Genomic DNA, 12,833 nt, shown 5'->3' with positions numbered 1-12,833 from the left:
GCGGGTCATCCACTGGCGGGGGGGCGTGTGAACGTATCCGAGCGGGGTCGCGAGGCGGACAACCGGCCGTATTTCTTTCTGAGTTACGCCCACACGCCGCCTTGGGGATCGGGCGGTGGCGACCCCGACCACTGGGTGCACGTGCTCTTCACCGACCTGTGCGACCACATCATGGCGCTGACCGATCTTCCGGCCGGCACCCCGGCGGGTTTCATGGACCGGGAACTGCGCTCCGGGGACGGCTGGCCGGAGAAGCTCAGCGAGAACCTCGCCACCTGCCGCGTGTTCGTTCCGCTCTTCTCCCCGCGCTACTTCACCAGTGAGATGTGCGGGCGCGAGTGGTTCGCCTTCCACGAGCGGATCCTGCGCGCGCGGGCCGCGGGCGAGGGCGATGTCCCCGCCATCGTCCCGGCCCTGTGGACACGCGTGGACTATGCCCAGCTTCCCGACTCCGTACGGCATATCCACATCGACCACGGCGCCTTCGGGGAACGCTACACAGCGCACGGGATATACGGGCTCATCAAACTCAACCGGTTGCGCGACGAGTACGAGGAGATAGTGCTGGGTCTCGCTCAGCGCATCGTGCGGGTCGCCCACGAGTCGCCGCTGCCGGCCGGCAGACCCCGTCCGTACGAGTCCACGCCCAGCGCCTTCAAGCCACGCGGTGAGGGGCCCCGCCACATCCATCTGACCGTGGCCGCCCCCACCCGCGACAGCCTTCCCCAGCACCGTGACGTCAGGCCGTACGGCGAGGAGGCCCAGGACTGGAACCCCTACCACTCGGAGAGCACCCGCCCGCTGTCCACCCTCGCCGAAGAGCTGATCCGGTCGCTGGACTACCGCATCACGGTCTCCTCCTTCGACGACGAGGACACCGGCGGCACCGACGACGACGATGTGGCCAAGGCACCGTCGGGACGGCCGGGCATTCTGCTGGTAGACCGATGGGTCCTCACCGACGAGGAACGCCGCCGCAGACTCGCGGAGTTCGACTCCAAGGCCCGGCCTTGGGTCAACGCCGTCGTCCCCTGGAACCGGTCCGACGTCCAGTGCCACGGCGCGGAGGGCCGCAAGCTGGCGGAGAAACTGGAAAACACCCTGCCGATGATCCTGGACCGGGGCCGGCGCACCGACTGCCGAATGGCCGTCAACGGCATCCCCAGCCTCAAGGCCTTCACCGACGTGCTCCCGTTGGTCGTGGCACACACGTTCCGGCAGTACCTCAAGCACGCGACGGCCCATCCACCCGCCGGTCCGCACGTGCCCCGGCCCCGACTCATGGGCCCGACCCACCAGCCGCCCTACCTGGACGCGGGACCCGACAACGGAGGAGAAGCATGACGGCCGCGCACGACGGACGCATCATCACCTTCTACTCGTACAAAGGTGGAACGGGCCGCACGATGGCCCTGGCCAACACCGCGTGGATCCTCGCGGCCAACGGCAAACGCGTCCTGGCCGTCGACTGGGACCTGGAAGCCCCGGGCCTGCATCGCTTCTTCCACCCGTTCCTCGACTCCAACGCGCTCGCGGCCACCACCGGCGTCATCGACATCATCAACGAGTACGCCTGGGCGGCGACCACCGGAGCCCAGCGCTCCGGGCCCTGGCACGTGGACTACGCGGACGTCGAGCAGCACGCCATCTCGCTGACGCCGGAGCGGCTCGGACTGCGTTTCGCCGAAGGCGGCTCGCTCGACTTCCTGTCCGCCGGCCGGCAGGACCGCACCTACTCGGCCACCGTGTCCTCGTTCGAGTGGGACAACTTCTACGAACGGCTGGGCGGCGGACTCTTCCTGGACGCGCTGCGCGACAGCATGAAGGCGTCGTACGACTACGTCCTGATCGACAGCCGCACGGGGCTGTCGGACAGCGCGGACATCTGCACCATCCAGATGCCGGACGTGCTCGTGGACTGCTTCACCCTCAGCGACCAGTCCATGGACGGCGCCGCCGCCGTGGCCCGCAGCGTCCAGGACGGCTACCGCAAGCGCAGGATCCGGGTGCTTCCCGTCCCGATGCGCATCGACGAGGGCGAGAAGGAGAAGGTCGACGCCGGACGGGCACTGGCCAGGCTCAAGTTCGAGGGGCTGCCCAAGGGACCGGACGACAGTGATCTCAGCCCGGAGGAGCAGACCGCCTACTGGGGCAACATCGAGATCCCCTACCGCCCCTATTACGCCTACGAGGAGACGCTGGCCACGGTCGGCGACGAAAGCGGCATCGCCAACTCACTGCTCTCCGCCTTCGAACGCCTCACCGCCGTCGTCTCCGAGGGCGAGATCGCGTCCCTGCCGCCGATCCCCGAACCGGTGCGGCTGCGCTGCCGTGACGCGTTCCTGCGACGGCGGCCCATCACCAGCACGGCGGACGTCGTCGTGGCCTACGCGGCGGAGAACCGCATGTGGGCCGACTGGGTCGAGGCCCTGCTGAAGCGGGTCGGCTGCCATGTGACCCTGCACGACACCTCGGCGGGCCCCGTCGAACGCCCGAACCCCACCACGCGCACGGTGGTCCTCCTGTCCAACGCCTTCCAGAAGTCCCGGTACGCCGACGCGGTCTGGCGCGCCCTGACGGAGTCCGACCAGGAGACCCCGAGCGGTTCGGTCATCCCGCTCCGCGTCGATGAGGTGCGGCTGCTCACCTCGTACCTCGACCACAACCCGGTCGACCTCCATCGGCTGGACGAGGCCCAGTGCGTCGTCGGACTGCTGGGCGCCATCGGCCTGCCGAGCCAGCCGGTCGACACCGGCACCGCGGGTCCGCGCTTCCCCGGCAACACCCCGGCGCACTGGAACGCGCCGCTGCGCAACAGCACGTTCACCGGCCGCAACCTCATCCTCGACCGGGTCCGCGACGACCTCGCCGGCAGCATGTCCGGCGTCGTGCCGCAGCCGCAGGCCCTGTTCGGCCTCGGCGGGGTCGGCAAGACGCAGGTCGCCATCGAGTACGTGCACCGCTTCATGGCCGACTACGACCTGGTGTGGTGGACCTCGGCCGAGCACGAGGACAACGTGGTCGCCTCTCTGGCCGAACTGGGCGCCCGGATCGGAGCGCCCGGCGGCGAAGACATGACACTGGCCAGCCAGGAAGCCGTACAGATGCTCGCCCGGGGGTTGCCGACCAAACGCTGGATCCTCGTCTTCGACAACGCCGACGACCCGGCGTGGCTCACCCGCTACTTCCCCCAGGGCGGCGGCGGGCACATCCTCGTCACCTCGCGCAACCAGGCCTGGGCGCAACAGGGAACCTCCGTGCCCATCGAGGTCTTCCTGCGCGAGGAGAGCGTCGAGCACCTGACACGCAGGGCCTCCGGGCTGACCACGACCGAAGCCGACCAGGTGGCGAACGCGGTGGGAGACCTGCCGCTGGCGGTGGAGCAGACGGCCGCCTGGCTCGCCGAGACGGCCACCCCGATCGAGGACTACCTGCAGCAGCTGGCCGAACAGACCACCGATGTGCTGGCCCTCAACCAGCCCGCCGACTACTCCCACTCGGTGGCGGCGACGTGGAACATCTCCATCGCCCGGCTCGCGGAACGGTCCCCCGCCTCGGTCCGGCTCCTCCAGCTGTGCGCCTTCCTGGCCCCCGAGCCGATCTCCTCGCACCTGCTCTACAGCAAGGAGATGATCGACGCCCTGCGCCCGTACGACTCCTCCCTCCAGGAGAGTCTGCTGCTCGGGCGCATCATCCGGGAGATCGGCCGGTTCGCGCTGGCGAAGGTCGACCAGGTCAGCAACAGCATCCAGGTCCACCGGCTGGTGCAGGCCGTGATCCGCTCGCAGCTGTCCGAGGAGGAGCAGCGGGAGGCCCGCCACGTCGTGCACACCGTGCTGGCCGGTGCCCGCCCGGACGGCGACGAACCCATCGACGACCCCGAGACCTGGCCGCGCTTCGCCGTCATCTGGCCTCATCTGACCGCCTCGGACGCCCGCAACTGCACCGACGCCCCGACCCGCCGGCTGCTCATCGACCGTGTCCGCTACCTCTGGAAGCGCGGTGACTTCCCCGGCGCCCAGCGCCGTGCCGAGGAACTGCTCGCCCACTGGAAGGACCTGCTCGGCGAGGACGACGTGCAGTACCTGTATCTGCGTTGCCAACTCGCCAGCGTGCTGCGCTCCCAGGGACGTTACGTGGAGGCCCGCGGGATCGACACCGAACTCCTGGAGCGGCAGCGCCGGGTGCTCGGGCACTCGCACCCGCACACGTATGTGACGACCTCCAATCTGGCCAGTGATCTCGCGGCGCTCGGCGAGTACCGTTCGGCGGTGGACCTCGCGCGCGAGGCGCACGAGGGGTTCAGCCAGATCTTCCACGAGTCGCACCGCAGGACCCTGAGCGCCGCCAACAACCTCGCGCTGGCGCTGCGCATGGTCGGCCGCTACAGCGACGCACGCGTTCTGGACCAGGACACCCTCGACCGCCGGATAGAGGTCCTGGGGCCGGATCACCCCTACACGCTGGCCTCGGCCGAGCGCCTCGGCCGCGATCTGCGTGAGGTCGGCCGCTACTCGGAGTCGGTGGCGCTGCTCTCCCGGACGTACGACGCGCACAAGCGCATCCTGGGCAAGGACTTCCCCGGCACCCTGCGGTGCGCCAAGTCGCTCGCCGTCTCGCTGCGCCGCGCGGGGCAGTTCGAGGACGCGCGGCGGCTCACGACGGCGACCCGCGGCCAGTACCGGGCGCAGTACCCGAAGCCGACCCCGGACTCCCTCGCCTGCGATCTCAACCTCGCCGCCGACCTGTTCGCGGCGGACGAGCGGGAACCGGCGCGCGAGGTGGCCCGGGAGGCGCTGAGCGAGTACGTCAAGGTGCCGGGAGAGGCCCACCCGTACACACAGGCCGCGCTCAACAACCTCGGCATCTTCCACTGGGGCTGCGGGGACGTCGCGAAGGCGGAGGAGGTGTTCCAGCAGGTGCTGCCGCGCATGGCGGAAGTCCTGGGGGAACGTCACCCGCACACCCTGTTCTGCGGCATCAACTACGCCAACGTCCTCGCGGACCAGGACCGGTTCGAGGAGGCCAGGGAACTTGAGGAGAAGGCGATGGCGACACTCGGCACCGTGCTCGGCCAGCACCATCCGGAGACGCTGGCCGTGGTCGCCAACTTCGCCCTGACCCTCGCTGCACTCGGCCGCCCGGACGAGGCCCGCCGGCTGCGCGAGGAGACGCTGGACGAGTTGCGCCGGCTGCTCGGCGACGACAACGGCATCATCCAGGTGGCGTCGGAGGGCCGCCGCATCTACCGCGACCTCGAACCGCTCGCCGTCTGACCACCGTCGACCCCGGCCCGGGACGCCCCGCTGTCACCACGCGCCGCCGTGGGGCGCCCCCGGGCCGGTCGTTCCCGAGGGCCGGACGACGACGTCCTCGATGAGCCAGTCGATCACCTTGGGCAGCGCCCGCAGGGCGGTGAAATGCGCTGCCGTGGGGTCGACGACCGTCCTCGCGCGTGGAATGCGGGCAGCGAGCCAGGACGCGTGGGAGGCGGGGGAGAAGACGTCCTTGGCCGCGTGCCAGAGCAGGACGGGCACCCGGATGTCGGCGGGGTCGAAGCCCCAGGGCCCGGTCAGCGCCAGCACGTCGTCGATCCACCCGTACGGCGAATTCCTCAATGCCTCCCGGAAGTTGCGCAACATCATCGAGCGCATCGCCGTGTCCGACACGATCAGGCGGTCGAGGTCCGTGAGGTCGCGCCGCAGCTCCTCGAGCAGCCGGGCCGGATCACGCCGGATCGCCGCCGACCGCGGAATCAGGCGGGCCGCGAACCGCTCCGGGTCGGTGAACGCCGTATGGAACTCGTCCACGTTGTGCGGCGCCATGCCCGCGAACCAGTCGAGTCCCTCCGCGTCCCGCGGGGCGAGACCGACGAGCGCGGCGGCGCGCGTCACCCGGTGCGGCAGCAGTGCGGCACACGCCAGCGCGTGCGGGGCGCCGCCCGAGCGGCCGACCACCGCGAAGCGGTCGAGCTCCAGCGCGTCGGCGACCACCGCCACGTCCTGGACGACGTCCACCACCCGGCGGCCCGGCTTGCGGTCGGAGCCGCCGTAACCCGGACGGTCATAGCTGATGAGCTGGGCTCCGCGCTGGTACAGGAACATCGACCTGGGCCTGGGCCCCACGCGGCTGCCGGGCATGCCGTGCAGGAGGAACACGGGGCGTCCGCGCGGGTCCCCCGTGATGTCCACCCGTAATCGACGCCCGTCCGCCGTCCGCACATGGTCAGGCACCGCCGCGCTCCCCTCCCTCGGTCCATGGACCGGGACGCTGCCAGGAGATTGCCCCAAGTCCCGGACCGCGAAACGAATCAGCAGGTCAGCCGGACCTTGCGAGCGATCGTCCGGGAGGGCCGGGGAAGGGACATGAGCGGCCGGCCCCTGCGGCGTTCCTCCGACCGGGTACACATCCGGCGAAACGAGCGGCCGACGCCACCGGAAGCCGTCCCGGGGCCCGAGACTTGTTCGGCGTGACGAGCGGATCCGCCGATCGCATCGTTTCTCCACGCGTAGCGTGCGGTGGGGCGGGTGGGACTCGAACCCACGGCCGACGGATTATGAGTCCGCTGCTCTAACCGGCTGAGCTACCGCCCCGTTACGGCGCGTCGCGTACATGTGTACGCGCCGTCTGCCGCAGCATAGCCGCTCATACGATCTCCTGCTTCGGATGGTCGGCTACGCATGACCTTGAGGACTCCACCGAGCGGGCGACGGTTCCTGCGGACATGAAAAAGGACCCCTGTGGGGCCCTCGTTCAGCGCTCCCCCGACTGGACTCGAACCAGTAACCTGCCGGTTAACAGCCGGCTGCTCTGCCAATTGAGCTACGGAGGACCGAGCTCCCCCGACTGGACTCGAACCAGTAACCTGCCGGTTAACAGCCGGCTGCTCTGCCAATTGAGCTACGGAGGAATGCATCGTTGCATCGAACGTACCTACCTGGGTATTCGCCAGGGAGCGCGCGCTCGCTGCGACACATACATTAGCGCAAGCAGGGGGGTGCTCCGCCAATCCGTACTCCCCACGACCGATGCCCACGCAAAGGGACGACGCAGACGCAAGGGAAGGGTGGCCGCCATGCGCTATCGGCTCACGTTCGTCGCCGGGCTGGTTCTGGGCTACGTGCTGGGCACACGGGCCGGGCGAGAACGGTACGAGCAGCTGAAGAAGTCGGCCCGCCAGGTCGCGCAGAACCCGGCCGTGCGCAACACGGCCGAGACCGCGGCCCAGCAGGGACGCGAGATCGCCGGCAAGGCGTTCCACGCCGTGAGCGACAAGGTCGGCGACCGTATGCCCGCCTCGGTCGCGGGCCGGGTCCGCTCGCTTCGTGAACGGAATGCGAACGGCAGCGTCGAGGACGACTGGGGCACCAGCAACACCTGATCGCCCCGGGCCGCAGGCTCCGCCCGGCCGGCCGTCGGCATCCGCCGCGCCGGGCGCGCCGTCCCACTCCTCCCGGCGAGGCGCGCCCGGCCCCCTCCGTACGGCAGAATTTCCGCCATGGGGATAGTCGCCGGGTTGGACAGTTCGCCCGATTTCACTCGTATCGTCGTCTGCGACTCGGAAACGGGCGCCGTGCTCAGGCAGGGATACGCGCCGCATCCGGTGGAGGGTGACGGCCGTCCCTCCGACGTCGATCCGCAGGCCTGGCTGCTGTCCCTCGGTGAAGCCGCCGGCGGTGGCCTCCTGGAAGGCGTGCAGGCCATCGGCGTGTCGTCGCAGCAGAACGCGCTGGTCCCGCTCGACTCCCAGGGGGCCACGGTGCGGCCGGCGCTGGTCGGTGGCGACAAGCGGGCGCAGGTCGCGGCGGCCGACCTCATCGACGCGCTCGGCGGACGGCAGGCCTGGGCCGAGGCCGTCGGCTGTGTGCCGCAGGCCGCTCGGCCCGTGACCAAATTGCGCTGGCTCGCCAAGGCCGAGCCCGACAATGCGCGGCGCGCCTCCGTACTCCTGCAGGCCCACGACTGGCTCGTGTGGCAGCTGCTCGGCCGTCCTGTGAGAAGGACCACGGATCGCGGCGGCGCCTCGGGCACCGGGTACTGGTCGGCGGCGACCGGCGCCTACCGTCCCGACCTCGTGGAGCTGGCGCTCGGGCACCAGGCCGGGCTGCCCGAGGTGCTGGGGCCGTCCGAGGCCGCCGGGACGACACCGGAGGGGCTGCTGATCTCCGCGGGCACCGGCGAGACCATGGCCGCCGCCCTGGGCCTCGGCATCGGGCTCGGCGACGCGGTCGTCTCCCTCGGAGCCTCCGGATCGGTGATGGCGGTGCACCCGGAAGCACTTGTCGACTCCACCGGGATGATCACCTCCCTGGCGGACGCGACGGGCATGCATCTGCCGGTCGTGACAACGCTCAACGCCGTGCGCACCCTGCGCGGAACCGCCGAACTGCTCGGCGTGCCCGACCTGGAGGGCCTGTCCGACCTCGCGATGAAGTCGACGCCGGGCTCGCACGGGCTCGTCCTGCTGCCCTATCTGGAAGGCGAGCGGACCCCGAACCTCCCGCACACCGCGGGCACCCTGGCCGGACTGCGGCGCGAGTCGATGAAGCCCGAGCACCTGGCGCGGGCCGCCTTCGAGGGCATGCTGTGCGGGCTCGCGGACGCGCTGGACGTGCTGCGTGGACGAGGGGTCGAGGTGCGCCGGGTCTTCCTGCTCGGCGCGGCCGCGGAGCTCTCCGCCGTGCAGGCGGCGGCGCCCGCGCTCTTCGGCGTGCAGGTCGTGGTGCCCCAGCCGGCCGACTACGCGGCGATCGGCGCGGCCCGGCAGGCGGCTTGGTCCCTCGGCGTGTCGCAGGGGACCCTGGACCCGCGCACCCCGCCGGTCTGGCAGGGCGCGGTCGCCCAGGTCCTGGAGCCGGGCGACGAACTGGCGGTGGGCCAGGCCGTGCGGCAGCAGTACGTGTCCGTACGGGAGCAGACGCATCCGGGGGCGTTCCGCGCCTAGTGCGGGCTCCGTCGTACGGCTCGCCGGGCGTCGTACCCGTGCGGCTGCGTCCGCTACGCCACCTGACCCAGCCCCGCTCCGTCCGCGGTTCATGACTGAATCCAGGTCAGTAGTTCAGCCGCCGTTGGATAAATCGGTTGAGGTAACGCGGGTGGAATGTTCGACGATAGGGGGTGGTGCAGCACCGTCTGCCACGCCGTCCGCCGACGACTCCGAGAGATCCCGCGTGCTCATACGACTTCTGAGGGCCCACCTGCGCCCGTACAAGAACCCGATCACCCTGCTGGTGCTCCTGCAGCTGCTGCAGACCTGCGCCACGCTCTACCTGCCCACCCTCAACGCGCACATCATCGACAACGGTGTCGTGAAGGGGGACACGGACTACATCCTGACCTTCGGCGGTCTGATGATCGCGGTCTCTCTCGGCCAGGTCGTGTGCAACATGGGCGCCGTCTACTTCGGCGCCCGTACCGCGTCGGCCCTCGGCCGGGACGTGCGGGCCGCCGTCTTCGACCGGGTGCAGTCCTTCTCCTCCCGCGAGGTGGCCCACTTCGGCGCGCCGTCGCTGATCACCCGCACCACGAACGACGTGCAGCAGGTGCAGATGCTCGTCCTGCTGTCGTTCACCCTGATGGTGTCGGCGCCGATCATGTGCGTGGGCGGCATCGTCCTGGCGCTCGGTCTGGACGTGCCGCTGTCCGGTGTGCTGGTCGCGGTCGTGCCGGTGCTCGGCGTCTCCGTGACGCTGATCGTGCGCCGGCTGCGCCCGCTGTTCCGCAGCATGCAGGTCCGCCTCGACACGGTGAACCGGGTGCTGCGCGAGCAGATCACCGGCAACCGCGTCATTCGCGCGTTCGTCCGCGACGGCTATGAGAAGGACCGCTTCCGGGGCGCCAACACCGACCTCACGGACGTGTCCCTGAAGACCGGCCGGACTCTTGCGCTGATGTTCCCCATCGTGATGACGGTGGTCAACCTCTCCTCCATCGCGGTGGTCTGGTTCGGCGCGCACCGCATCGACAGCGGCGGCATGCAGATCGGCGATCTGACGGCGTTCCTCGCCTACCTCATGCAGATCGTCATGTCCGTGATGATGGCCACCTTCATGTTCATGATGGTGCCGCGCGCGGAGGTCTGTGCCGAGCGCATCGAGGAGGTGCTCGACACGGAGTCGAGCGTCGTTCCGCCCCTCGCACCCGTGTCCGAGCTGCGGCGTCACGGCCACCTGGAGATCCGCGAAGCCGGCTTCCGCTACCCGGGTGCCGAGGAGCCGGTCCTCAAGGCCATCGACCTCGTGGCGCGGCCCGGCGAGATCACCGCCGTCATCGGCTCCACCGGCAGCGGCAAGTCGACCCTGCTCGGTCTGGTGCCCCGCCTCTTCGACGCCACCGAGGGCGAGGTGCTCGTGGACGGGGTGAACGTCCAGGAGATCGACCCCAAGCTGCTGGCGCGGACGGTCGGGCTCGTCCCGCAGAAGCCGTACCTGTTCGCGGGCACGGTCGCCACGAATCTGCGCTACGGCAATCCGGACGCGACCGACGAGGAACTGTGGCACGCGCTGGAGGTGGCGCAGGCCAAGGAGTTCGTGTCGAAACTGGAGAACGGTCTGGACTCCCCCATCGCCCAGGGCGGGACGAACGTCTCGGGCGGCCAGCGGCAGCGCCTCGCGATCGCCCGCACTCTGGTCCAGCACCCGGAGATCTATCTCTTCGACGACTCCTTCTCCGCGCTCGACTACGCGACCGACGCGGCGCTGCGCGCGGCGCTTTCGCAGGAGACCGCCGAGGCGACGGTGGTGATCGTCGCCCAGCGGGTGGCGACCATCCGTGACGCCGACCGGATCGTCGTCCTCGACGAGGGCCGGGTCGTCGGCACCGGGCGCCATCACGAGTTGATGGCGGACAACGAGACGTATCGGGAGATCGTGCTCTCCCAGCTCACGGAAGCGGAGGCTGCCTGATGGCCGGGCCCATGGGACGCATGATGGCCGGGGGCAGCCCGGACCAGCGCTCGATGGACTTCAAGGGGTCCGGGAAGCGGCTCCTGTCGCTGTTCAAGCCCGAACGCACCCTCATGATCGCGATGCTGGTCTGCGGTGTGCTGAGCGTGGGGCTGTCCGTGATCGGCCCGAAGATCCTCGGCAGGGCGACCGACCTCGTCTTCGCCGGCATCATCGGCCGGCAGATGCCGGCGGGCATGAGCAAGGAGCAGGTCCTCGAGTCCATGCGCAGGCGGGGCGAGGGCCGCATGGCCGACATGCTCTCCGGCACGGACTTCACCCCCGGCAAGGGCATCGACTTCGACGCCGTGGGACGGGTCCTGCTGCTCGCCCTTGTCGCCTTCCTGTTCGCCGGTCTGCTGATGGCGGTCTCCACCCGGCTCTCCAACCGGGCCATCAACAAGACCGTCTACCGCATGCGCGAGGAGGTGCAGGCGAAGCTGTCGCGGCTTCCGCTGTCGTACTTCGACAAGCGGCAGCGCGGCGAGGTGCTCAGCCGCGCCACCAACGACATCGACAACATCGGTCAGACGCTGCAGCAGTCGATGGGGCAGCTCATCAACTCGCTGTTGACCATCGTGGGCGTGCTGATCGTGATGTTCTGGGTGTCGTGGCTGCTGGCGCTGGTCGCCCTCGTGACCGTGCCGCTCTCCTTCGTCGTGGCCACGCGGATCGGCAAGCGCTCGCAGCCCCACTTCGTGCAGCAGTGGCGCACGACCGGCGCGCTCAACGCACACATCGAGGAGATGTACACCGGGCACACGCTCGTGAAGGTGTTCGGACGCCAGGAGGAGTCGGCCCAACTGTTCGCGGAGCAGAACGAGAAGCTCTACGAGGCCGGGTTCAAGGCGCAGTTCAACAGCGGTGTGATGCAGCCGCTGATGATGTTCGTGTCGAACCTGAACTACGTGCTGGTGGCCGTGGTCGGTGGTCTCCGGGTCGCGTCCGGTGCCCTGTCCATCGGTGACGTCCAGGCCTTCATCCAGTACTCGAGGCAGTTCTCGATGCCGCTGACGCAGGTCGCGTCGATGGCGAACCTCGTGCAGTCCGGTGTCGCCTCGGCGGAGCGGATCTTCGAGCTGCTGGATGCGGAGGAGCAGGACGCGGACCCCGAGGAGGGACTGCGGCCGCAGGAACTGCGCGGCCGGGTCGCGCTGGAGGGCGTGTCGTTCCGGTACGACCCCGAGAAGCCGCTCATCGAGGACCTGTCGCTGAAGGTCGAGCCGGGGCACACGGTCGCGATCGTCGGCCCGACGGGCGCCGGGAAGACCACGCTGGTGAACCTGCTGATGCGGTTCTACGAGGTCAGAGGCGGACGGATCACGCTCGACGGGGTCGACATCGCCAAGATGTCCCGGAACGAGCTGCGGGCCTCGATCGGGATGGTGCTCCAGGACACCTGGCTGTTCGGGGGCACGATCGCGGACAACATCGCCTACGGTGCCGCGCGCGAGGTCACGCGCGGGGAGATCGAGGAGGCGGCGCGCGCGGCGCACGCGGACCGGTTCGTCCGCACGCTGCCGGACGGCTACGACACCGTGATCGACGACGAGGGCACCGGGGTCAGCGCGGGTGAGAAGCAGCTCATCACGATCGCGCGTGCCTTCCTGTCCGACCCGGTGATCCTGGTGCTGGACGAGGCGACGAGTTCGGTGGACACCCGGACGGAGGTCCTGATCCAGAAGGCGATGGCGAAGCTGGCGCACGGACGGACGTCCTTCGTCATCGCGCACCGGCTGTCGACCATCCGGGACGCGGACACGATCCTCGTGATGGAGAACGGGTCGATCGTCGAACAGGGCTCGCACAGCGAGCTGCTGGCCGCCGACGGCGCCTACGCGCGGCTGTACAAGGCGCAGTTCGCCCAGGCGGTGGCCGAGGTCGACTGAT

Annotated in this window: 7 protein-coding genes and 3 tRNA genes; 6 read left to right on the top strand and 4 right to left on the bottom strand. The window is 69.8% G+C overall.

Annotation, left to right across the window (positions count from 1 at the left end):
• The first annotated feature begins 27 nt into the window (after nucleotides 1–27).
• Both RCR19_RS25260 and fxsT read left to right on the top strand, forming a co-directional pair.
• A complete protein-coding gene (locus RCR19_RS25260) occupies nucleotides 28–1,344 on the top strand; it encodes a TIR-like protein FxsC (RefSeq protein ID WP_331267198.1) in 1,317 nt (438 codons plus the stop codon).
• Complete coding sequence (gene fxsT / locus RCR19_RS25255; RefSeq protein ID WP_331267197.1) at nucleotides 1,341–5,276, top strand: FxSxx-COOH system tetratricopeptide repeat protein; 3,936 nt, start codon at nucleotides 1,341–1,343, stop codon at nucleotides 5,274–5,276. Before RCR19_RS25260 ends, fxsT begins: the two co-directional genes overlap by 4 nt.
• Nucleotides 5,277–5,309: 33 nt before the next feature.
• On the opposite strand, the gene RCR19_RS25250 is transcribed toward fxsT, so the two are convergent.
• The 4 genes from RCR19_RS25250 to RCR19_RS25235 all read right to left on the bottom strand — a co-directional run bounded on the left by RCR19_RS25250 (nucleotide 5,310) and on the right by RCR19_RS25235 (nucleotide 6,910).
• Nucleotides 5,310–6,233 carry an alpha/beta hydrolase gene (locus RCR19_RS25250; protein WP_331267196.1) on the bottom strand — a complete coding sequence of 308 codons (924 nt, stop codon included), beginning with the start codon at nucleotides 6,231–6,233 and terminating at the stop codon, nucleotides 5,310–5,312.
• A gap of 286 nt (nucleotides 6,234–6,519) precedes the next feature.
• A tRNA-Ile gene (locus RCR19_RS25245) sits at nucleotides 6,520–6,593 on the bottom strand.
• 166 nt (nucleotides 6,594–6,759) lie between these two features.
• Nucleotides 6,760–6,832, bottom strand: a tRNA-Asn gene (locus RCR19_RS25240).
• A gap of 5 nt (nucleotides 6,833–6,837) precedes the next feature.
• A tRNA-Asn gene (locus RCR19_RS25235) sits at nucleotides 6,838–6,910 on the bottom strand.
• A 165-nt stretch (nucleotides 6,911–7,075) separates the two neighbouring features.
• Between RCR19_RS25235 and RCR19_RS25230 the strand changes: the two genes are divergently transcribed.
• The 4 genes from RCR19_RS25230 to RCR19_RS25215 all read left to right on the top strand — a co-directional run bounded on the left by RCR19_RS25230 (nucleotide 7,076) and on the right by RCR19_RS25215 (nucleotide 12,832).
• A complete protein-coding gene (locus RCR19_RS25230) occupies nucleotides 7,076–7,381 on the top strand; it encodes a YtxH domain-containing protein (protein ID WP_331267195.1) in 306 nt (101 codons plus the stop codon).
• Between the two features lie 117 nt (nucleotides 7,382–7,498).
• The gene (locus tag RCR19_RS25225; RefSeq protein ID WP_331267194.1) at nucleotides 7,499–8,944 is read left to right on the top strand and encodes an FGGY family carbohydrate kinase; all 1,446 of its coding nucleotides are present in this window, start codon (nucleotides 7,499–7,501) and stop codon (nucleotides 8,942–8,944) included.
• A gap of 226 nt (nucleotides 8,945–9,170) precedes the next feature.
• A complete protein-coding gene (locus RCR19_RS25220) occupies nucleotides 9,171–10,904 on the top strand; it encodes an ABC transporter ATP-binding protein (RefSeq protein ID WP_331267193.1) in 1,734 nt (577 codons plus the stop codon).
• Complete coding sequence (locus RCR19_RS25215; RefSeq protein WP_331267192.1) at nucleotides 10,904–12,832, top strand: ABC transporter ATP-binding protein; 1,929 nt, start codon at nucleotides 10,904–10,906, stop codon at nucleotides 12,830–12,832. The genes RCR19_RS25220 and RCR19_RS25215 overlap by 1 nt, the downstream gene beginning before the upstream one ends.
• Nucleotide 12,833: the final 1 nt, after the last annotated feature.

Origin of the sequence: Streptomyces sp. WAC07094 (assembly GCF_036320405.1) — a bacterium.
In the GTDB taxonomy this organism is placed as follows: domain Bacteria; phylum Actinomycetota; class Actinomycetes; order Streptomycetales; family Streptomycetaceae; genus Streptomyces; species Streptomyces lannensis.
The sequence above is the reverse complement of the archived record's forward strand: the minus strand, read 5'-3'. Positions and strand labels throughout refer to the sequence as shown.